Source organism: Actinomadura roseirufa (genome assembly GCF_900659635.1).
Classification (GTDB): Bacteria; Actinomycetota; Actinomycetes; order Streptosporangiales; family Streptosporangiaceae; genus Spirillospora; species Spirillospora roseirufa.
Genome location: NZ_CAACVB010000051.1, coordinates 18,766 through 38,848 on the forward strand (window position 1 = coordinate 18,766; position 20,083 = coordinate 38,848).

The window sequence follows — 20,083 nt, forward strand, 5'->3', positions numbered from 1 at the left end:
GCCCTCCTCTTGACGGGGTGAGTGTTCGCTCACCATTCTAGAGGTGAGTGAATATTTACTAACCTAGGAGATCCACGATGGAGATCACCGCCTTCGGGGCGACCGGCCGTACCGGCCTGGAGCTCGTCCGGCAGGCCCTGGACGCCGGTCACGCGCTGACCGTCGTCGTCCGCGACCCGGACGGACTGCCCGGCGACCTGCGCGAACGCGTCAAGGTGGTGCGGGCCGACCTCACCGCGTCCGGTGAGATCAAGGCGGCCGTCCTCGGCCGGGACGCCGTGATCAGCGCGATCGGGCCGCGCGACCCGCGGGCCCCGGCCGGGGTGTGCGCCGCGGCGGCCGAGGCGATCGTCACCGCCATGCGGTCGTGCGGCGGCGGCCGGCTCGTGATCGCGAGCAACAGCGCGATGGCGCCCGGTCCCGGCGACGACCCGATGACCCGGTACCTGGTCAAGCCGCTGATCCTGCGGCGCCTGCTCGCGCCCTCCCTCGCCGACATGGACCGGGCCGAGCGGGAGGTGCGCGGCTCGGGGCTCGCGTGGACGATCGTCCGGGCGGGGCGCCTGACCGACCGGCCGCGCAAGGGGTCCTACCGCAGCGCGGTCGACCGCAACGTGTTCTGGGGCATCCAGATCACCCGCGGCGACCTGGCGGCGGCGATGCTCGACGTCGCCGCCGACCCGGCCGCCGCGGGACGGGTCGTCTCCGTCGGCGCCTGAGCCGCACGCTACCGTCTTTGCTTGATGACGGTAAGCAGGCAAACGGCTTGCCCTGTCCGGTGGCGCGGAGTTCATGTCCAGGTGTCCCGATCCGGCCATCTCCGTATCGATTCCGAGTAAGCGCGCCCAACTGGGTAGACGCCATGGAGTCGTTCGCGATCCCGCTGGTCACGATCCTTCGGTTGGCCGCTCCCGATTTGAGACCCGGCCGGACCTCGTGTTGGTTGGGAGGCGAACGTGTAACCGGGAATCACAAAAGATGGTGAATAGGAGGCTCCCGGATGCCGATCGGAATCCTCGGGACCGGAGCGCATGTGCCGCGCTCGACGGTGTCCAACGCGCAGATCGCCGAGTGGAGTGACGTCGATCCCGGCTGGATCGTCGAACGCACCGGCGTCCGCGAACGCCGCTACGCCGAGCCGCACGAGTCGACGTCCTCGGTGGCCGAACCCGCGGCCCGGCAGGCGATCGAGGCGGCGGGCGGCGGAGAGGTCGGCCTGATCGCGGTCGCCACGTCCACGCCCGACCAGCCGCAGCCGGCCACCGCGGTGATGCTCCAGCACCGGCTCGGGCTCTCGGGCTCGGCGGCGTTCGACCTCAACGCGGTGTGCAGCGGGTTCGTGTACGCGCTGGCGGCGGCCCACGCGATGACGTCCACCGGCTCGTCCGCCGGGCGCGCGCTGGTGGTCGGCGCCGACCTCTACTCAAGGATCATGAACCAGCGCGACCCGAAGACGGTCAGCCTGTTCGGGGACGCCGCGGGGGCCGTGCTCCTCGGCGAGGTGCCGGAGGGGTACGGCGTCCACGCCTGCGTGCTGGCCGCCCACGGCGAGTACCAGGATTATGTCGGGGTGCCCGCCGGCGGAACACGCGAGCCGCTGACCCCCGAGACCCTGCGCGACGGCCGGCACCTGTTCGGCATGGACGGCCGCGCGGTCCGCGACTACGTCATGGAGATCATTCCCAAGATCGTCGACCAGGTGCTCGCCGACACCGGCTGGCGGCGGGACGAGGTCGACCGGTTCGTCTTCCACCAGGCCAACGCACGGCTGCTCGGCGTGCTGGCCGAGCGGCTGGGCGTCACGCCCGACCGCACGTTCTTCACCGCTCCCCACCTCGGCAACACCGCCGCGGCGTCGGTGCCCGTCACGCTCCACGAGATGGACCGGGCCAGGCCCATCGCCGACGGCGAGCGGATCGTCCTGGCCTCGGTCGGCGGCGGCATGACGGCGGGCGCCGCGGCCCTCACCTGGCACCGGCCCGCCGCCGACGGGGGCGAGGCCCGGTGAGCGCTCTGCCCCTCGTGACCCGCGCACGCGGCGTCCACCTCTACGACGACCAGGGCCGCCAGTGGCTGGACGGATGCTCGGGCGCGGTCAACGTCAACCTCGGGCACGGCGTCCCGGAGGTGCTGGACCGGATGCGCGCCCAGGCCGAGCAGGTCTGCTTCGCCTACCGCACGCAGTTCACCTCGTCTTCCGTGCGTGAACTGCGGGAAGGGCTGGCGCTGGTGGCCCCCGCGGGCCTGCGCCACGCCGAGTTCGCCAACAGCGGCTCGGAGGCGATGGAGACCGCCCTGCGCCTGGCCGCCGCCTTCCATCACCGGCGCGGTGAGGACCGGCGGCGGCTCATCGTCGCCGACCAGCCGAGCTACCACGGCATGACGGCCGGTGCGCTGGGCTCGTCGGGGCATCCCGAGCGGCGCCGGCAGGTGGGCGCGCTCCTGCCGGACCGGACCGTGCTGGTGCGCGGCGCGCCCGGTGCCCTGCGGCCGGGCCTGGACGACTGGCGGCGCGCCGTGCGCGCCGCGGGCGCGGAGAACATCGCCGCGATCGTCGTCGAGCCCATCGCCGGCGCGTCCGGCGGGGCCGCGCCGCTTCCGGCGCCGGTGCTGCGCGCCCTGGCCGGGCTGTGCCGGGACAACGGCGTCCTGCTGATCGCCGACGAGGTGATGAGCGGGCTGGGCCGCACCGGACGCTGGTTCGGCTGCGACCACGCCGGGGTGGTCCCCGACCTCCTCGCCCTCGGGAAGGGCATGTCCGCCGGGTACACGCCGATGGCCGGTGTGCTCGTCCACGACCGGGTACTGGACGCCTTCGGCGGCGACCCCTCCACGGCCGTCTTCGGGCACACCAACGCGGGCAACCCGCTGAGCGCGGCGGTGTGCGCAGAGGTCCTCGCCTACCTGCGGCGGCATGATCTTCCCGCCCGCGCGGCCGCTGTCGGCGCCGACCTGGAACGCCGGCTGCGCGACCTCGTCCGGGGGAACCCGGCGGTGACCGAGGTGCGCGGGCAGGGCCTGCTGCTCGGCCTCGGCCTGGCCCCCGGACCCGAGGACGGCGACCCGCTCGCGGTGGCCCGCCGGCTGGTCGCCGCCGCCGCCGACGAGCGGCTCCTGCTCTACCCGAGCGGGATCGACGCCGCCACCCAGTCCGTCCTGGTCGCACCACCCCTGACGATCTCGGCCACGGAGATCGACGATCTGCTCGGACGTCTCGGCCGGGCGCTGGAGAGCCTGGCCGCGCGACCTGCCGAGGCCGCACCGGCCCTCCTCTCCTGAGCCGCTCCCCCACCCCCCACACTTCTCGTCATCCTCGAAGGAGGAAACAGCCATGCCGACCATGTCCATGGGCCTTCCCGACCCCGGCGTCCGCCGGCGGTTCCGGGATCTGGCCCGGGAGACCGTCGCCGAACGCGCGGACGACTGCCACGAGCACGGCCGCCTCGACCTCGACTCGTGGAAGGAACTGGCCGACGCGGGGATATGGCGGCTGCCCGTGCCGGTGGAGCTCGGCGGCGACGGCGGCTCCTGGTGGGACTTCGTCGCCGCCTTCGAAGGGGTCGCCCTCGGCGGCCGCGACCTGGGCTTCGTCCTGTCGATGGTGGCCCACGCCGGGCTGATCCGCTCCGTCCTCGCCTTCGGTACCCCGGAGCAGCGCGCCCGATGGCTCCCCCGGCTCCTGGGCGGAGAGGTCGGCGCCACCGCGCTCACCGAGACCACCGGCGGCTCCGACGTCGCCCGCATCCAGACGCGGGGACGCGCCGACGGCGAGGGCCACCGCCTCGACGGCGAGAAGACCCACATCACCAACGGGCCGGTCGCGGACGTGGCGCTGATCCTGGGCCGCGTCCCCGAGCTCGGGCGGCGGGACCTGTCGGTGTTCCTCGTCGACCTCCACCAGGACGCCGTGTCCCAGGGCCCGGCCGAGGACATGCTCGGCAACCGGACGAGCCCGACCGGCCCCATCCGCCTGCGGGACGCGCGGGTGGAGCCCGGGGACGTCCTCGGCCGGCCCGGCGCCGGACTGGAGACCGTCTACAACACCATCTCGCTGGACCGGCTGCTCTACGGCGTCCTCGCGGCCGCCTACCTGGAGCCGGTCCTGGACGACCTGCTGGCGTTCGCCCAGAACCGCGACGCCTTCAAGCACAAGATCGCCGACTTCCAGTACGTCCAGGGCCGGCTGACCGACACCCGCTTCGGCATCGAGACCGCGCGCTGGGTCTCCTACGGCGCGCTGGACGCGCTGCTCCGCGACTCGCCCCACGCGTCCCTGATGTGCTCGACCGCGAAATTCCAGGCCGGGGAGACCCTGCGCGCCGGAACGGAGAACATCCTGCGCGTCCTCGGCCACCGCGCCTACATGGCCGGCTCGGAGAGCCGCCGCCTGCTGGACGCCCTCGGCACGCTCATCGCCGGGGGGACGGCGGAGATGCAGCGCAAGAACGTCTTCAACCAGATGGTCCGGCTGGCCGCCGAGAAGGAGGACGCCGGCCGCGGACGGTCCGCCGCGGCGGCCTGAACGACCCGTCCGGACCACCCCCACGGAAAGGAGAGCAGATCATGAGCACCGCGAACACGCGCACGGCCACCGGCGCCGAGACCATGCCGGCCACCGGCCGCGAGGGCACGGTCGAGCACCGCGTCGGCGCCGCCGACGCCGCGTCGAACTGGGGGAACGACCTGCCCGTCCTGGCGACCCCGGTACTGCTGTGGCTGAGCGAGATCGCGGCCATGCGCGCCGTCGAGCGGGACGTCGCCGACGATCAGATGACCGTCGGCGTCGGCCACTCCAGCACCCACCTGGCGCCCACCCCGGTGGACGATCTCGTGACGGTGACCGCGCGCCTGGACGGGGTCGACGGCCGTGTCATGAGCTTCACCGTCACCGGGCACGACGGCGCGGGCAAGATCCTCGAAGGGACCCACACCCGGGCCCTGGTGGACCGCCGCCGGTTCCAGGAGGGACTCGACCGCCGCACCCGGGCGTCCTGAGGCCGGCGATGCGCGGCGCTTCAGCGAGCGGGGGCCGGGACGCCGGGAGAGCCTTCCTGGCGCTTGCGGTAGGCGCGCACCTTGGCGATGCTGCCGCAGGCCCGGCCCTCGCCCTCGCCGTACATCCGGCACCAGCGGCGGGTGTTGCCCTTGGAGCTGTCGTAGAACGCCCAGGCGCAGTCGTCGCAGGCGCGCATCCGCCGCCAGTCGCCGTGGTGCAGCGCCAGGGCGAACTTGGCGAGGATCTGCCCGGCCGTGTCGTCGCGGGAGGGCGCCAGCTCCAGCCGGCCCTCCTCCCCCACCACGGCCGTGACCGGAACCGCGCGCAGCCAGCGGTTCATCCCCGCCGGGACGCGGCCCAGATCGGCGCGCAGCGTCGCGCGCAGGTCGATCAGCTCGGTGAGCCGGCCCCGGCGCGGGACCGCGAGGTCGCCGAAGGTCGAGCGCCACAGCCGCGGGTCGTCGGCGAGCCGCGGCAACTCGTCGGTCTCCACGCGGGTCTCGTTGGGGATGTGCCACGTGTTGATCAGCACGCGGACGTCCTCCAGGTAGGCCGGCGCGAGCCGGTTGGGAGCCATCTCCTCCGCCCTTCATCGAGTCGTCACCAGCATAGGACGGTAACCGGTAGCGGAGACAGCCCATGACCACGGAAAAGACTCCGACAACACCCCTACGACCGCATGCCCCTTATCACTATGAACGGTAACGACGACAGACGGAACATCGGCCCCTACCGCGCGGTCGTGACGCTTCCGGGATGGTGGGTCTGGTTCGCCTGCATGGCGCTGATCCGCCTCCCGGTGACCATGGCCCCGCTCACGTTCGTCCTGCTCGGCGGGCATCTCCTCGGCTCCTACGCCGCGGGCGGCCTGCTGGCGGCCGGGCACGCGCTCGGCGAGGCCCTGTTCGCGCCCTGGCTCGGGCGCCGCCTCGACCGGCGGCCGGTCGCCGCGGAGCTGCGCGGCGGCCTGGCCGTGCAGACGGTGCTGTTCGCCCTCATGGCCGCGTCGGCGGCCGTCCTTCCGCTGTGGCCGCTCGTGGCCGCCGCCTTCCTGGCGGGCGGCGCGGCGTCCGGCGCGCCCGGGGGCATGCGCGCCCTCATGGCGTCGTGGGTGCCGGAGGAACGGCGGAAGGGCGCGATGAGCCTGGAGAGCTCGCTCAACCAGGCGATGTGGGCCGGTGGGCCGGCGGTGGCGGCGACGACGGCGACGCTGCTGTCCCCGATCACCGGCCTGGTGGTCATGGCGGTGGCGGGCGCCGTCCCCGCTCTGCTGGCGCACCGGATCCGCGGTGCCCGGGACCGCCCGTCGGTCCCGGAGGCCGCGGACCGGCGGCCCCTGCACGCCGTCCTCGGCCCCGCCCTGCCCGCCCTCCTGCTGGGCGCCGCCGTCATGTACCTCGTGGGCGCCCTCGACATCACGCTCCCCGCCCGCCTGGACGAGCTGCACCGCGCTCCCGCGCTGGCGGGCGCCCTGCTCAGCGCGTTCGCCGTGGCGAGCATCGCCGGCGGGCTGCTCTACGGCCTGCGCTCGTGGCCGGGCGGCTACCAGGCGCAGGCGGTGGCGCTGCTGCTGGGCATGGCGGGATGCGTCCTGGCGGTGGCCTTCCTGTCCGACCCGTGGGCGCTGTTCGCGGTCCTGGTCGTCGCGGGGATCCTCAACGCCCCGGTGCTGACCGCCCGGAACCTCGTCCTGCAGCAGCGGCTGCCCCAGCACGACTGGGCGACCGGATTCTCCGCGCTGTACGCCTCCGGCGGCGTCGGCTACGGCGCCAGCGGGCTGCTGGTCGCCTCCCTGCTCGATCTGGCGGGTCCCGTGCCCGCCATCGTGACCACCGCCGCGGGGATCGGCCTCATCGCCACCGGCTCCGCACACCTGGAGGCCCGCATGGGCGCCAGGGAGCGTCCGGACGGCGGGGAGCGGTCCGGACGGCCGGCACCCGATCTCGTCTCCACCCGCACCACCCACCGGAAGGAGCAATCATGATCTCGCACGCCGTGCTCGCCTCCGAGAGCGAGCACATCCGCCTCCCGATCCAGCCGGCCATGGTCCTGGAGGACCGCGAGGGACACCACGTCACGCTCGTCGCCTCCGTCTACAGCCCCGAGCAGCGGTGCTGGAGCTATGAGACCCGCGCCGGCGGCGACCGGGCCCGGCTGTCCAGCCTGGCCGGGTACCGCATCGTCGGCAGCGGCTCGGCCGAGCGGGAGGCGCCGCCGCCGCGGCACCTCGCGCCCGGCGTGGGCTGCGACGACTTCCCGGCGGTCCCGGACGTGACCGGCCGCCCGTGACGGCCCCACCAGGAAAGGAGCATGGCATGGACGCCTCGCACGACGAGGGTGCGACCCAAAACAGCGCCGTCCTCATCGGCGGCCCCGACCGGCTCCCCGCGCACGAGCGCAGGAGGCGCGTCCCGCACGGGGAGTCGAAGGTGAAGGTTCCCTTCCAGAACGGCTACGAGCACTTCGTCGCCGACGAGCTCCCGCATCCCCTCGACGGCCACGCGCAGGTCTTCCGCTGGGCCATGCGGACCGAGATCGCCGAATGACCCCTATCGCGCGCCCGCCCTCGCCTCGGTGGGGGTACGGCCGAAGCGGGACCGGAACAACCGGGCGAAATGGGCCTGGCTGGAGAAGCCCCACCGGTACGCGACGTCCGCGATCGTCCCGGCGGTGCCCGCGGTGAGCTCGTCGTGGGCCCGCTGGAGACGGCGCTCCAGGATGTGCCGGGACGGCGTCGTGCCCGCCGACTCGAAGATCCGGCCGAGGTGCCGGACGGAGACGCCCATGACCCCCGCGACCTGCGCCGGGGTGAGGCAGGCGTCGTGCAGGTGCCGCTCGATGTAGTTCTCGGCGAGGATGAACTGGGCCTGGTAGGCGGCCGGGGCGGACCGCCCGCCGGACCGCTCGGCCGCCAGCGTCCGGATCAGGCCGAGGACCGTGTCGCGCGACGCGGCGGGGTCTCCGGCGCCCGGGTTCTCCAGGACGGAGCGGAGGGCCGCCAGCAGGCCGCCCTCGCGCGCCGTCCCCCGCCCGAAGAGCATGGGGCCGGGGACGCCCCCCGCCAGGCACTCCTGGACGAACAGGTCTCGCGGGATGTCCACGAGGAACTGCCGCATGGAGGAGGAGAAGCCGAACAGGTACGGGCGGCGCGTGTCGTAGACGACGAGGTCGCCCGCGCCGGCGGCGAGGCAGCCGTGCTCGTGCAGGAAGACCGCCTCGCCCTTGACCAGCAGGGTCGCGAACACCGAGTCCTTCGGCGCGGCCTTGGCGACCTGCGGGGTCCGCTCGATGGCGTGGGCGTTCCCGCTGATCTCGGCCAGCCGGAGGTCGGCGAGCCGGAAGTTGGACTGCCGGGCCAGCAGCCCGCGCTCGGAGTAGGAGGTGCACGACAGCCCGACGAGCGCCTTGCGGTTGTACTCCTCCCAGAACTCGATCCGCTCCCGCGGATCGACGTTCTCCGTGGTCGCGTGGGAGATCATGTGTGCGGGCGCCGGCATCGGTGTGCTCCTCCCGGGCGTCGGGCGGTCCTCGCACGGAGCATACTTCGTGATGGTGATCACACGGCCAGATAGCCTCCGTCCACCGGAAGGACCGCGCCGTTGACGTAGGACGCGGCGGGCGAGCACAGGAAGGCCACCGTCGCCGCCACCTCGCGGGGCCGCCCGTAGCGTCCGGCGGGGATCCGGGCGAGGACGGCCGCGGCGGCGGGCGGGTCGTCGAGCAGCCCGCGCGCGAGCGGGGTGACGACGAAGCCCGGCGCGACGGCGTTCACCCGCACGCCGTCGGCCGCGTACTCGGCCGCCAGGGACCGGGTGAGCTGGGAGATCCCGCCCTTGCTCGCGCTGTAGGCGGGCCGGTCCCGGCTGCCGGAGAAGGCGAACATCGACGACACGTTCACGATCGCGCCCCCGGTGCCGGCCAGGGCGGGCCGCGCGGCCTGGCAGGCGACCATGGTGGCGGTCAGGTTGATCTCCAGGACGCGGCGCCAGCGCTCCAGGTCGTACTCGTCGCGGTCGTGGCTGACGCCCGCGCAGTTGACCAGGGCGTCCAGCCGGCCCGCGCCCTCGATCAGCCCGGTCAGCCCGCCGCCGTCCAGCACGTCGTGCTCGACGACGCGGACGCCCGGGTGGGCGGGCAGCTCGCCCGGGTCGGCGGGCGGGAGGCCGAGCGCGACGACCTCGGCGCCCAGCTCGGCGAACAGCACCGCGGTCGCGGCGCCGATCCCGGACGTGCCGCCGGTCACGAACACCCGCCGCCCGGCGCACAGCCCCGGCTCGAACCCCTCGGTCATGGCCGCACCAGCACCTTGATCTCCTCCTTGGCGGTCAGCAGGGCCTCGAAGCCGTCGCGGACGACGTCGGCGAGCGGGACGGTCGAGGTGACGATGGCGGCCAGGTCCAGCCCCTCCTCGGCGACCAGCTGGATCAGCTCGGGGTAGACGTCCCGGTACCCGACCGACCCGATGATCGTCTGCTCGTTGTTGACCAGCGCGAACGCGTCGACCGCGAACGTCCCGCCGAGCCCGAGCAGGACGACCCGGCCGCCGCGCCGGGTGGCGGCCAGGCAGTCGCGCAGCGTGCCCTCGGTCCCGACGGCCTCGAACGCCAGGTCCGCCTCCCCCGCGGGCAGCAGCCCGGCGTCCACGACCTCGGTGGCGCCGAGGCGGCGGGCCAGCGCGCGGCGGCTCGCGGACGGGTCGGACGCGACGATCCGCCCCGCCCCGTAGTGGGCGGCCAGCCGCACGACCAGCAGCCCGATCGGCCCGAGGCCGGAGACGGCGACGGTCTCGCCGTCGCGCAGCCCGGACCTGCGCAGGGCGTGCAGCGCCACCGCGGCCGGTTCGAGCACCGCCGCCTGCTCCAGCGGCACCCCGGCGGGCAGCCGGTGCAGCATGTACGACGGGACGACGGCCCGTTCGGCGAGCCCGCCGTCGCCCATCAGCCCGGCGAACCCGAAGTGGCGGCACAGGTTGTACTCGCCCGCCCGGCAGCGGGCGCACGTGCCGCACCGGTAGTGCGGTTCCACCGCGACCCGGTCGCCGGGCTGGAAGCCCGTCACGTCAGGGCCGACCTCGGCGACGGTGCCGCAGAACTCGTGCCCGAGTGTCAGCGGGGCCCGGCGGCCCGACTCGGGGTGCGGCGCGTCCACCGGGACGGCGTGCGGCCCGTCCAGGTATTCGTGCAGGTCGCTGCCGCAGATCCCGCAGTAGGCGACCGTGATCGCCACTTCCCCGGCGCGCGGGGCCGCCGCGGGGACGTCCTCGACGCGGACGTCCCGCGCCCCGTACCAGACCGCCGCTCTCACATGTGTCCCTTCGTCCGCCGGGGTGGTCACGCGGCCGCCCCGGCACGGCGGCGCAGCACGGCGGGCGCGGTCTCGCGCAGCGCGAACGACAGCGCGACGACGATCACCGCGCCGCCCGCCGCGATGAACATGGCGGCCTGCAGCCCCCAGGTGTCGGACGCCCAGCCCGCGACGAGCGGGCCGAGGAACCCGCCGGCCAGCTCGCCCACGCCCATGATCACGCCGAGCGCGGTGGCGAGCGCCGCGCGCGGGACGGTCTCGGCCGGGATGGTCGCCATGATCAGCGTGAAGCAGCCGAGCCCGGTGTAGGTGACGATCATCAGCGCGCCGAGGAGCACCGGGTTCCCGACGTACACGACCGCGATCGGGCAGCACACCGCGAGCGCCGTGAACCCGATCAGCGCGGGCTTGCGGCCCACCCGGTCGGAGATCGCGGGCGTGGCGAACCCCCACAGCACCCAGGCGACGCCGAGGCAGGTCATGACGGCGCTCATCGTGCCCGAGCTCCAGCCCTTCTCGTCGGTCAGGTACTTGGGCGTGAAAGTGATCAGCGTGATGAACCACGTCAGGTAGCAGCAGGCGATCAGCATGCAGACCACCACGTTGCGCAGCCGCAGCACGTCCTTCACGGGGACCTTCGGGGAGTCCTGCGCGACCGGCGCGGGGACCGGCGCCACGTCCATGGCCGCCCGGGGCGCCCGTTCGAGCACGTACTTCGCCACCAGCGCCGTGATGATCACGCCGGGGACGATCGTGACGAAGAAGGCCGTCCGCCAGCCGAACGCGTCGGCGAGCCGGACCACGACGATCGGCGCCACGATGCCGCCGAGCAGGCCCGCCGAGGAGCCCTGCAGCAGCCCCATGTTGAGGCCGCGGCGCGACTCCCGGGACGCCTCCACCATCAGCGACTGCGCCATCGGGAGCACGGCGCCCTCCGCGGTGCCCATCAGGGCGCGGGCGGCGAGCAGGCCCACGAACCCGGTCATCAGCCCGGACGCGGAGGAGAACAGCGAGAACAGGAGGACCGCGCCGATGAGGATCGGCTTGCGCCGCCCGAGCCTGTCCGACAGGCTCCCGGCGAACATCCCCGAGACGGCCCAGGTCAGCGCCAGCACCCCGGACAGGATGCCGAGCTGGGAGTTGGACAGCCCGAAGTCGTCGTCCATGTAGGGCGCGAGGAACGCCAGGGCCTGCCGGTCGAAGAAGACGAATCCGAAGGCCAGGAACAGGATGACCAGCAGCCTATTCTCGTACCTGTCGGCGTCGGCGGGCGCGCTCCGGGTGAGCGTGTCGGCCATGGTCAGCGGAACAGCGCGTTGACGTAGTCCGCGCCCAGCCCGACCTCGTCATAGTGCTTGCGGCACATGTCGATGTAGTCGTGGACGTCGAAGAAGCCCTCGGGCTCGCCGTTCTCGTCCAGCCAGATCAGCGGGCCCTTGACGATGAACAGGGTCTTCATCGGCTCCTCGTGCTCGTAGGCGACGAGGGTGTGCCCCTCCCCCGGGGCCTCGTAGATGAAGTCGCCGGCGGTGGCGGTCCACGGCCGCTCCAGGTACCCCCACTTGCCGGAGATCGTGTAGGCGAACACCTCGTGCGGGTGGTAGTGCCGGTTGACGAGCCCGGCGCTGGTGGAGCGCAGGATGTCCGACCAGGTGTTGTCCTTGACGTTGATCCACAGCGGCCGCGACCCGACCGTCTCGGTGAACGGCACGTAGTACCGGTCATCGTCGGTGGCGACCTTGGACAGGTACACCTCGGGCAGCGCGTCGGGCTTCTGCGAGTTCTCGATCGGCTTGAGGTTCTTCCAGAACTCCGAACCGGGGGTTTCAGGCATGTGAACGTCTCCTCTCCGTTGCGGCGAGTAGACCTGTTCCGGCCCGTCCCCGTCTTTCCTGTCCCCGACGTGCCCGTTTGCATTTCCCGGACATCGCTCCGGTCACCACCGGTCCGGCGAGGGTCACCGGACGGGCCCGCGAGTGGCCCGCCCGTGCAGCAGGGTGTGGGTGAGGTCGTGGAGCCGGGTCGCCGCCCCCGGATCGAACGAGGCGTGGCCGAGGCTGATCGGGTCGAAGCGCATGAAGGCGCTGAGCGGCGCGGCGGGCGGGTCGTCGACGCGGGCGGTGATGGGCTGGATGCCCTCCTCGACGGGGCGGCCGTGCCGTTTGAGCGCGGCGACGTGCGCGGCGGTCGCCGGGTCGTACTGGCGGCGAAGCCGGTCGCGACCGGACCGGGGTTGATCAGGACGTACCGGGTGCGCGCGGTGGCGTGGCGTTCGGCGAAGGCGACGCCGAGCAGGTCGTTGGCCCGTCCCGCCTGCATCTGCGCGGCGACCCCGTCATAGCCGCGCGCGAGCATGAGATCGTCCCAGTGGACGCGGCCCATCGGCACTCCGGGACCGGACACGTTGAGGATGACGCCGGGCTCGCTGAGACCGTGACTGAGCAGGAACCGGCTCAGGTACTCCAGCGCGAAGGTGCCCTCGAACCCCTCGCCGGTGACGAACCGGGCCGAGCGGAAGTAGCGGGCGCACAGCACCAGGGCGTCCACGACCGGGTGCCGGGTGTTGATCTCTTTGAGAACCCGGACGTTCTCGCTGACCAGGCTCAGATCCGCCGCGATGAACTCCGCTCCGGGGAGGGCGGCGGCCTTGGCGGCGTCGCGGGCGACGACGACCACGGTGTCGCCCCGGCCGAGGTGGCGGCGGGCGAGCGCGCGGCCCATCCCGTCGGTGCCACCGGTGATCACGATCGTCTTCGGAGTGTCGTTCAACGGGTCGTCCTTCCGGACATGGTGGGCTGCTGGGGAGCGGCCGGGGCGGGCGGCAGGCCGGGCAGGAGCGGGACGGCGGCCGGGATCACCGCGAGCACACCGGCGGTGAGCCACAGGACGCCGTGGAAGCCGGTGACCGGAGCGTCGGCGGTCTGCAGGATGAGCGTGACCACGGCGACGCCGAGCGCCGCGCCGAGCTGGTTGAGCATGTAGAGCACCGAGCTGCCCTGGGCCACCATCGGGCCCGGCAGGCTGCGGTACAGCGACCCCATCGTGGGGGCGCTGAAGAAGCCCATCCCCAGGCCGAGCGTGAGCGCGGCCGCGACCGGCCACGCCTCGGCGGTGCCGGTGCCGACGCGGGTGAAGGCCAGCGCGCTGACCAGGGCCAGCACCGCGCCGCCGGTGGCCAGGCCGCGCGGCCCGAGACGGTCCGACAGCCGCCCGGCGAACGGCATGGCGATCGCGCCGCCCAGGCCCGCCGGGGCCATCAGCAGCGCTGCGGCGAGCACGCCGTGCCCGCGAACCTGCTGGTAGTACAGCGGCAGCACGAACAGGGCGGCGAAGTTGGCCAGCCCGCCCAGCCCCATGATGGTCACGCTCGCGGTGAAGCCGCGACCGGCGAACAACCGCAGGTCGATCAGCGGCGGGACGTCCCGCGTCCGCCGCGCGTGCACGGCGTAGCCGACCAGCAGCAGGGCGCCCGCCGCCAGCGGAAGAAGCGCCTGCCAGGCGGTGAAGGCCGACTGCTCGGCCGCCTGCGACAGGGCCAGGACGAGGCCGGTGAACCCGGGGGCGAGCAGTGCCAGGCCGAGCACGTCCAGCCGGGGGCGCGCTCCGTCGGCCACGGGCTCGGCGGGCAGCACGCGCACGGCCAGCAGGAGGGCGACCAGCCCGACCGGCACGCTGAACAGGAACATCCAGCGCCACGACAGGCCGTCCAGGATGGCGCCCCCGGCGATCGGGCCGAGCACCGGGCCGAGCGACAGGACCACGCCCATCAGGCCCATCACGCGCCCGGCGCGAGCGGGCCCGGCCGCCCGCGCCAGCAGGATCAGCACCAGCGGATCCAGCAGCCCCGCGCCCACGCCCTGCAGCGTGCGGAAGGCGATCAGGCTGCCGGCGTTCCACGCCAGGCTCGCGGCCAGGGAACCGGCGATGAACAGCGCCAGGCCCGCCAGCCACAGCCGCCGCCCGCCGAACCGGTCCACGGCCCAGGTGGTGAACGGGATCGTGGCGGTGACCGCCAGCAGGAATCCGGTGGAGGCCCAGCCGACCGTGCTGAGCGAGGCGTCGAGCTCGGTGGCCAGGGTGCCCGTCGCCACGGCGGCCATCGAGCTGTTCAGGATGCCGAGCAGGCCACCGAGCAGGACCACGCCGATCGTGACCAGCAGCCGGGCATCAAGGCGATCATCAGAAGGTGTTGGACTCACGGGTTCAAGTTAATGATCCTGAGAGTCAGGATGCAACCCAGGAGACAGGTAGGTTGAACCCGTGGGTACAATCGGGTCATGGTGGCGACACGCGGGAGCGGCGACCGGCGGCAGGCGATCCTGGAGGGCGCGTTCGCCGTGTTCGCCCGCCGCGGCTACGACGGGGCGGGCGTCAAGGAGATCGCCGCCGAGGCGGGCGTGGCCAAACCCACCGTCTACAGCCACCTCAACGACAAGGCGACCCTGTTCCGGGAGGCGATGCGCGCCGCGGGGCAGGCCATCCTGGCCGAGCGGCTGGCGGCCCTCGAACCGCTCAAGGACCCCGGCGACGACCTCCGCGCCACCCTCCAGGAGGTCGGGCACAGGCTTCTGGTCCTGCACACCGATGACCGCGCGTGCGCGATGCGGCGCCTGCTCTACACGGAGATCACCCGGTTCCCCGACACCCTGGAGACCGCCACCGAGAGCGGGCCGCACCACCTCACCCAGGCGCTGGCCGACCGGCTCGCCCGCCTCGCCCTCGCCGGCCGCCTTCGCATCACCGACCCCGACATGGCAGCGGAACAGTTCCTAGCCCTGCTCACCGGACCACTGGAAGCCCGCACCCGAATGGGCACCCGCCCGATCGACGACACAGCACTACACGACCTGGCCCACGCCGCCGTCGACACCTTCCTCCAGACCTTCGGCGCCGGAGAAAGGCGACCGAGCCGTCCCTGAACGCCGGGGCCCCTGAAGCGGTCGTCTCAGCTGACGTAGAGCGTGCCTTCAACGACCGGACGAACGGCCGTCCTAAGCCGTCAGATAGCGGAACCTGATCGGGCCGGCGCGGCCGGCCGAGTCGGCGATGCCGGTCGACAACGAGCGGCATGCCACAGATCACCGTCGAGTACTCCGCTGCGCTCACCGGCGCGTTCGACCGCCACGGGTTCGCGCCGGCGTTGCATCCCACGCGGCCGAGCTGATCGGTAGTGCTCTTCCAGATTTCAAAACCCGCTTCCGCTCGATCACCGAGGCGGTCATTGGCAATGGTGAGGTCACCGAGGCGATGGTCCATATAGACCTGGCGATCCTGCCTGGCCGTGACGCGGAGCTCAAGAACCGCATGGGCGATCTGAACACTCAGGTCACCGTGGAGGTCAGGGACATCGCCAGTTACCACGTCGTCAACGACCAGGCGATGGGCATCGGCGGTGTCGTGGTTCCGGGAGCCTGCGGCACCACCTACGGTCCGCTGAACCACATGTCACGCCACACCGTCCGCCTGGACCGCATCCGCGCGCATGGGCGGACATGCTGCGCGTCGCCGGCTCCCTCACCACGGGCCAGGTCCGCGCTTGCGACCTGATCCGGATGCTGTCGCGTGACGGCCGCCCCACCGGGCTGGGTGACGCGTTCGCCCACTACCCGCCACCGCCTGGCTCGCCGGATCGCCTTCGGCCGGCGCGGGCAGCTGCGTCGGCGCTACCGCGAGGGCGTTCCTCGGCCGCTACGCTTTCTCCCGCGCCGACCTCGAAACCTGCCCGTGTCCCTTCCACACCCCCTCCACCGATGACGAGGTTGAGGAACATCTCTGCGAGATCACGCGTAGCCGTTTGCCGGTTCGATCGATAGTGGTTTGACCCGGGGTTATTGTCCGCTGCAACCTAAGCCGGGTGGGAGATCTGCGAACCGAAAGTCCAGGTCCCGCCGCCGAGTAGTCGGTCTAGGTCGTCCGTGACCTGTGCGAGGAGATCTTCTCCGTAGACGACAAGGGTTTGTTCCGTGTAGTGGTCGAATGTGCCCAGGCGGGCGTCCGCCGTGGTGAGGAACTGAAACTCATCGTCAGCGATGGCGCTTCCCGGCCAGGACGGCTGCCCGGGGCCGCCGACGCGGTGCGGGTCGAACTCCCATCCGTTGAGGTAGGGCCGGTACTGGTACACCCATTCGCCGCGTCGGACGCAGGCGCGCAGGCCGCGTTCGATGACGCTTTCGGCCGTCGCGATCACCGGGTCGTTTCGGCCGCCCAGCAGGCCGTAGAACCAGCGGCGCGAGTCGACTGGCGCGCGATAGCGTCCTCTGCCGCTGTCATAGTCGAAGCCGACGCGGGCCTTGCAGCGGCGCGCGATCCGCTCGCTCTCGCCGTTGTAGAGCGAGTGCCTTGCAGGCGGGGTCGCCGCAGGTTCGCCCGGCGGGGTCCAGTGGTGGGATCTGACGGTCGTGACATCACGAAATCCGGTGGCGAGCAGAACGTCACGCACCTGCCCATCGGCGTCGGCGAGCAGGAACTGCTTGGGCTGCGGCCGTAACCGCCGCGACGGTAGTTGAGCCAGGAGATCGGGGCGGCCTGCGGTCAGCCCTCCGACGACGGCGTAGGCGGTGTCGGAGACGTTCTCCAGCCAGCAGGCTGCGACGACCGTTCCGCGGTCGGTCAGCATACGAACCTCGACGTCCCAGTACGGGTCGGAGCGCATTGCGTGCCAGGTCGCCAAGGGGAACCGATGCGGGCCGGTTCGGGCCGCAAGGTCGAGTGCCTGCTGCGCCTGCGGTTCATCCCACCGGACGGTCTCCCACTCCGGCTCGGGGAAGTTGAGCTCGGCGATCTCACCGACCAAGACACTGCGCTCCCAACCTGCCGCAAAGCCGGCCGCGTCGAGCGCCATGCTCAGGTGCGACGCCGCCGCGTCGTGGTGGAACACACGCCACTCCACAGGTTCCGCACATGCGGCTGCGGATGCCTGCACCTGCCGGACAAGCCGCACGACCGAAGCCGAGTCCTCCACCTCCAGCGGGCGGTGGTCAACGACGCAGTGGGTACCGTAGTGCGTGAGGTTCAGCGGGCCGATCCGCTCTACGACGGTGCCAATCCGCGGAGGCTTTCGAACGTGACCTCGCAGCGTGCCGTCGTGCTCCGCCAGGAGCTGCCTCATATCCAGCGCCACGCCGGCATTCAAGCAGGGCGATAGCCCGAGACACGACCGCTCAATGCCTGGCTCACGACCCGACCCGCAGCGGACGCCCGGCCGACGGGCCCTCGGACAGCAGCCTCTTCGCCATCCCATCCTCCGGGCCGCCCGGAAACCTCTACTTTTCCGGACAGGGTAGTGGCGGTGACCGGTTGCGGACTGGAAGCGGCCCGACCGTTCCGGGTCGATCGCCGGTGCTGATCTTGCCGTCGGGGTGATGATGTCGGGTATGGCACGGGGTGTAGTGGCTTGGGCAGGGGCGGTGATCACTGCAGGCTCGGCGATCTGGCTGGTGGGGCATGTCGTGGTGGCCGGTCGGCGGGGCGGGCAGTCGGTGATGGGGTCGCAGATCACCGGGCCGGTGGACCAGGTCGATGGTGCCCGCGGAGACGTTGAGTTGCGGGAGGAGCCGTAGCCGGGTGGCCCCGGCGGCGCTCCGAGCCTCAGCGGGGGGTGCCGGCGGGCTTCAAGCGGCGTGCACGCGGCCGGCAGATGGTGGCCGGCTCGGTGGTGTTCGGGTCGGTGACCCAGATCGCCGGGGTGCGGGGCGATGTGCGGATCGAAGGCGAGCGGCCGCTGTATCGGCTGGAGGCCCTCCCCGCCCCCGGGCCGGCGGTGCCGGTGGACAAGGCGCGCCGGCGTCCGGGACTGTTGTTGCAGGCGGGCTTGCAGCAGGTGCCGTTTGCCGGGCGGGCAGAGCAACTGGAGCGGTTGCGGGCGTGGCGGGACCGGCCGGGCGAGCCGGTGCTGCTGGTGCACGGGCCGGGCGGACAGGGCAAGTCCCGGCTGGCCGCACGGTTCGGCGAGGAGTCGCTGGAGGCGGGATGGCGGGTGCTGGTGGCCCGGCACGCCGATGACCCGGCCGCGGCGGCCGACCCCGACGCCAGAGCGGCCGGTCCCCGCGGGGAGGGCGGGGTGCTGGTGCTGGTGGATTACGCCGAGCGGTGGCCGGTGGCCGATCTGCTGGCGTTGCTGGGCGATGCCACTGGACAGGGGGCGCGGGTGCTGCTGCTGGCGCGGCCTGCGGGCGCGTGGTGGGACACCCTGGCCTTCAACATCGACAAGTTCACCGCGGCGGCGGACCCGGTCGGGCTGCCGCCGTTGGGGGACCAGATCGACCGGGCCCGGTTGTTCACCGACGCCCGCGATGCCTTCGCCCGTGCCTTGAACGTCCCAGCGGACCCGGTGCGGCCGCCGGCGGACCTGGACGCGCAGCCGGGGTTCGGCCTGGTGCTGGCGGTGCACATGGCGGCGTTGGCCGCGGTCGACGCCGCCTTCCGCAAGGTGGCGGCGCCCCGTGAGCTGGCGGCGATCTCGGGGTATCTGCTGGCCCGGGAACGTGATCACTGGCAGCGGCTGCACCGCAATACCGACGTGGCCGTGGACGATGGCGCGATGGGACAGATCGTCTATACCGCGGTGCTGACCGGCTCCCAGGCCTACGGCGATGGGCTGGCGGTGGTGCAGTCGGCGCAGATCGGCACCAGCGAGCACCCCGACCGGGTCCTGAAAGACCATGCGGTCGCCTATCCGCCCAGCGCTCCCGGCAGCGTGCTGGAGCCGTTGTATCCCGATCGGCTGGGCGAGGACCTGCTCGCGCTGTCGACGCCGGGCTACCAGACCGGCAGCGGCTATCCCGCTGATGCCTGGGCGGCTCAGGCCGCCGCCCGCATCATCACCGCCCCCACCGGTGGAGGTGCGGGTGCGTCGGAGGTGGGGAGCCGTGAGGATGGGCCGGTGTGGGTGCGGCCCGCGTTGACCACCTTGGTGCAGGCCGCGGCGCGCTGGCCGCACATCGTCACCACGCAGCTGGCCCCGCTGCTGACGGCCCGTCCGCGCCTGGCGCTGAGCGCCGGAGGCGCCACGTTGGAGGCCCTGGCCGGTATCGACGCCCTGGATGTCACGGTGCTGGAGGCCATCGAGGCCGTCCTGCCTGAAGGCTCGCATGTGGAGCTGAACGCCGGGATCGCCGCTTTGACCCAGCGGCTGGCCGCCCACCGCCTGACCACCGCCGACCCCGCCCAGCGCGCCCGCATCCACGACACCCTCGCGGTTCGCCTGTCGCATGCCGGCCAGCGAGCCCACGCCCTGGTAGAGGGCGGTCAAGCCGTCCGCATCTGGCGCCCGCTGGCCGCCGCGAACCGGGCCGCCTACCTGCCCGACCTGGCCATGTCGTTGAACAACCACGCAGCCCTGCTGGCCGAGACCGGGCAGCGTGAGGAGGCGATCGCGGTCTCGCAGGAAGCCGTCGACGCCTACCGGCACTTGGCCGCCGCCAACCGGGCCGCCTACCTGCCCAACCTGGCGGCCTCGTTGAACAACCACGCGCTGCGGTTGGCCGAGACCGGGCAGCGTGAGGAGGCGATCGCGGTCTCGCTGGAAGCCGTCGAGTTGCGCCGGGGGTTGGCCGCCGCGAACCGGGCCGCCTACCTGCCCGACCTGGCGGCCTCGTTGAACAACCACGCGCTGCGGTTGGCCGAGACCGGGCAGCGTGAGGAGGCGGTCCCGGTCTCGCTGGAAGCCGTCGAGTTGCGCCGGGAGTTGGCCGCCGCGAACCGGGCCGCCTACCTGCCCGACCTGGCGGCCTCGTTGAACAACCACGCGCTGCGGTTGGCCGAGACCGGGCAGCGTGAGGAGGC

20 protein-coding genes and 1 pseudogene are annotated in these 20,083 nt (G+C 72.7%); 12 read left to right on the forward strand and 9 right to left on the reverse strand.

Features of this window, described 5'->3' with window-relative positions:
* Positions 1-77: 77 nt before the first annotated feature.
* The 5 genes from E1291_RS14060 to E1291_RS14080 all read left to right on the forward strand — a co-directional run bounded on the left by E1291_RS14060 (position 78) and on the right by E1291_RS14080 (position 4,995).
* On the forward strand, positions 78-719 hold the full coding sequence (locus tag E1291_RS14060) for an NAD(P)-dependent oxidoreductase (RefSeq protein WP_131738234.1): 642 nt from the start codon (positions 78-80) through the stop codon (positions 717-719).
* A gap of 281 nt (positions 720-1,000) precedes the next feature.
* A complete protein-coding gene (locus tag E1291_RS14065; RefSeq protein WP_131738235.1) occupies positions 1,001-2,008 on the forward strand; it encodes a 3-oxoacyl-ACP synthase III family protein in 1,008 nt (335 codons plus the stop codon).
* Positions 2,005-3,279 (forward strand): aminotransferase class III-fold pyridoxal phosphate-dependent enzyme, encoded by a 1,275-nt coding sequence (locus E1291_RS14070; RefSeq protein WP_165495106.1) that lies wholly within the window; start codon positions 2,005-2,007, stop codon positions 3,277-3,279. The genes E1291_RS14065 and E1291_RS14070 overlap by 4 nt, the downstream gene beginning before the upstream one ends.
* Positions 3,280-3,331: 52 nt before the next feature.
* Complete coding sequence (locus E1291_RS14075) at positions 3,332-4,522, forward strand: acyl-CoA dehydrogenase family protein (protein ID WP_242614134.1); 1,191 nt, start codon at positions 3,332-3,334, stop codon at positions 4,520-4,522.
* A gap of 41 nt (positions 4,523-4,563) precedes the next feature.
* A complete protein-coding gene (locus E1291_RS14080; RefSeq protein WP_207400730.1) occupies positions 4,564-4,995 on the forward strand; it encodes a thioesterase family protein in 432 nt (143 codons plus the stop codon).
* Positions 4,996-5,015: 20 nt separating this feature from the next.
* Here E1291_RS14080 and E1291_RS14085 read toward each other — a convergent pair whose 3' ends face one another.
* Positions 5,016-5,573, reverse strand: a complete 558-nt coding sequence (locus E1291_RS14085; RefSeq protein WP_131738236.1) for a CGNR zinc finger domain-containing protein — start codon at positions 5,571-5,573, stop codon at positions 5,016-5,018.
* Between the two features lie 117 nt (positions 5,574-5,690).
* Here E1291_RS14085 and E1291_RS14090 point away from each other — a divergent pair, with 117 nt between their 5' ends.
* The 3 genes from E1291_RS14090 to E1291_RS14100 are packed head-to-tail and all read left to right on the forward strand — an operon-like array spanning position 5,691 to position 7,542.
* The gene (locus E1291_RS14090; protein WP_165495107.1) at positions 5,691-6,980 is read left to right on the forward strand and encodes an MFS transporter; all 1,290 of its coding nucleotides are present in this window, start codon (positions 5,691-5,693) and stop codon (positions 6,978-6,980) included.
* On the forward strand, positions 6,977-7,285 hold the full coding sequence (locus tag E1291_RS14095) for a hypothetical protein (RefSeq protein WP_131738238.1): 309 nt from the start codon (positions 6,977-6,979) through the stop codon (positions 7,283-7,285). The genes E1291_RS14090 and E1291_RS14095 overlap by 4 nt, the downstream gene beginning before the upstream one ends.
* A gap of 26 nt (positions 7,286-7,311) precedes the next feature.
* Positions 7,312-7,542, forward strand: a complete 231-nt coding sequence (locus E1291_RS14100; RefSeq protein ID WP_131738239.1) for a DUF5988 family protein — start codon at positions 7,312-7,314, stop codon at positions 7,540-7,542.
* A gap of 3 nt (positions 7,543-7,545) precedes the next feature.
* Here E1291_RS14100 and E1291_RS14105 read toward each other — a convergent pair whose 3' ends face one another.
* From E1291_RS14105 to E1291_RS14135, 7 genes and pseudogenes are all read right to left on the reverse strand, one after another.
* Positions 7,546-8,493, reverse strand: a complete 948-nt coding sequence (locus E1291_RS14105; RefSeq protein ID WP_131738240.1) for a helix-turn-helix domain-containing protein — start codon at positions 8,491-8,493, stop codon at positions 7,546-7,548.
* A gap of 59 nt (positions 8,494-8,552) precedes the next feature.
* Positions 8,553-9,287, reverse strand: coding sequence for an SDR family NAD(P)-dependent oxidoreductase (locus E1291_RS14110; RefSeq protein WP_131738241.1), 735 nt, complete (start codon positions 9,285-9,287; stop codon positions 8,553-8,555).
* Entirely contained in the window at positions 9,284-10,300 is a 1,017-nt protein-coding gene (locus tag E1291_RS14115; RefSeq protein WP_131738242.1) for a 2,3-butanediol dehydrogenase, read from the reverse strand. The genes E1291_RS14110 and E1291_RS14115 overlap by 4 nt, the downstream gene beginning before the upstream one ends.
* Before the next feature lie 26 nt (positions 10,301-10,326).
* Positions 10,327-11,598: an MFS transporter gene (locus tag E1291_RS14120; protein WP_131738243.1), complete on the reverse strand. Its 1,272-nt coding sequence runs from the start codon at positions 11,596-11,598 to the stop codon at positions 10,327-10,329.
* Between the two features lie 2 nt (positions 11,599-11,600).
* Complete coding sequence (locus tag E1291_RS14125; RefSeq protein ID WP_131738244.1) at positions 11,601-12,134, reverse strand: 2,4'-dihydroxyacetophenone dioxygenase family protein; 534 nt, start codon at positions 12,132-12,134, stop codon at positions 11,601-11,603.
* A gap of 650 nt (positions 12,135-12,784) precedes the next feature.
* Positions 12,785-13,021, reverse strand: a pseudogene (locus E1291_RS45085) (oxidoreductase); the annotation flags it as partial.
* Between the two features lie 44 nt (positions 13,022-13,065).
* Entirely contained in the window at positions 13,066-14,499 is a 1,434-nt protein-coding gene (locus tag E1291_RS14135) for a DHA2 family efflux MFS transporter permease subunit (RefSeq protein ID WP_131738245.1), read from the reverse strand.
* A 78-nt stretch (positions 14,500-14,577) separates the two neighbouring features.
* On the opposite strand from E1291_RS14135, the gene E1291_RS14140 reads away from it, so the two are divergent.
* The 3 genes from E1291_RS14140 (at position 14,578) to E1291_RS45095 (ending at position 16,113) form a co-directional block, all read left to right on the forward strand.
* The gene (locus tag E1291_RS14140) at positions 14,578-15,219 is read left to right on the forward strand and encodes a TetR/AcrR family transcriptional regulator (protein ID WP_131738246.1); all 642 of its coding nucleotides are present in this window, start codon (positions 14,578-14,580) and stop codon (positions 15,217-15,219) included.
* A 127-nt stretch (positions 15,220-15,346) separates the two neighbouring features.
* Complete coding sequence (locus E1291_RS45090; RefSeq protein WP_131738247.1) at positions 15,347-15,847, forward strand: hypothetical protein; 501 nt, start codon at positions 15,347-15,349, stop codon at positions 15,845-15,847.
* A complete protein-coding gene (locus E1291_RS45095; protein ID WP_131738248.1) occupies positions 15,793-16,113 on the forward strand; it encodes a Tn3 family transposase in 321 nt (106 codons plus the stop codon). Before E1291_RS45090 ends, E1291_RS45095 begins: the two co-directional genes overlap by 55 nt.
* A gap of 32 nt (positions 16,114-16,145) precedes the next feature.
* On the opposite strand, the gene E1291_RS14155 is transcribed toward E1291_RS45095, so the two are convergent.
* Positions 16,146-17,420 carry a DUF2716 domain-containing protein gene (locus E1291_RS14155; RefSeq protein ID WP_165495108.1) on the reverse strand — a complete coding sequence of 425 codons (1,275 nt, stop codon included), beginning with the start codon at positions 17,418-17,420 and terminating at the stop codon, positions 16,146-16,148.
* Positions 17,421-17,897: 477 nt separating this feature from the next.
* Here E1291_RS14155 and E1291_RS44610 point away from each other — a divergent pair.
* Positions 17,898-20,083 (forward strand): tetratricopeptide repeat protein (locus E1291_RS44610; RefSeq protein ID WP_131738250.1); only part of this gene is annotated, 2,186 nt, incomplete at its 3' end.

Bases quoted from the DNA above. Each gene is read 5' to 3' on its own strand.
- E1291_RS14060 (WP_131738234.1), top strand. From the start codon at position 78: ATGGAGATCACCGCCTTCGGGGCGACCGGCCGTACCGGCCTGGAGCTC.
- E1291_RS14065 (WP_131738235.1), top strand. From the start codon at position 1,001: ATGCCGATCGGAATCCTCGGGACCGGAGCGCATGTGCCGCGCTCGACG.
- E1291_RS14075 (WP_242614134.1), top strand. From the start codon at position 3,332: ATGCCGACCATGTCCATGGGCCTTCCCGACCCCGGCGTCCGCCGGCGG.
- E1291_RS14080 (WP_207400730.1), top strand. From the start codon at position 4,564: ATGAGCACCGCGAACACGCGCACGGCCACCGGCGCCGAGACCATGCCG.
- E1291_RS14085 (WP_131738236.1), bottom strand. From the start codon at position 5,573: ATGGCTCCCAACCGGCTCGCGCCGGCCTACCTGGAGGACGTCCGCGTG.
- E1291_RS14090 (WP_165495107.1), top strand. From the start codon at position 5,691: ATGAACGGTAACGACGACAGACGGAACATCGGCCCCTACCGCGCGGTC.
- E1291_RS14095 (WP_131738238.1), top strand. From the start codon at position 6,977: ATGATCTCGCACGCCGTGCTCGCCTCCGAGAGCGAGCACATCCGCCTC.
- E1291_RS14100 (WP_131738239.1), top strand. From the start codon at position 7,312: ATGGACGCCTCGCACGACGAGGGTGCGACCCAAAACAGCGCCGTCCTC.
- E1291_RS14105 (WP_131738240.1), bottom strand. From the start codon at position 8,493: ATGCCGGCGCCCGCACACATGATCTCCCACGCGACCACGGAGAACGTC.
- E1291_RS14110 (WP_131738241.1), bottom strand. From the start codon at position 9,287: ATGACCGAGGGGTTCGAGCCGGGGCTGTGCGCCGGGCGGCGGGTGTTC.
- E1291_RS14120 (WP_131738243.1), bottom strand. From the start codon at position 11,598: ATGGCCGACACGCTCACCCGGAGCGCGCCCGCCGACGCCGACAGGTAC.
- E1291_RS14125 (WP_131738244.1), bottom strand. From the start codon at position 12,134: ATGCCTGAAACCCCCGGTTCGGAGTTCTGGAAGAACCTCAAGCCGATC.
- E1291_RS14140 (WP_131738246.1), top strand. From the start codon at position 14,578: ATGGTGGCGACACGCGGGAGCGGCGACCGGCGGCAGGCGATCCTGGAG.
- E1291_RS45090 (WP_131738247.1), top strand. From the start codon at position 15,347: ATGCCGGTCGACAACGAGCGGCATGCCACAGATCACCGTCGAGTACTC.
- E1291_RS45095 (WP_131738248.1), top strand. From the start codon at position 15,793: ATGCTGCGCGTCGCCGGCTCCCTCACCACGGGCCAGGTCCGCGCTTGC.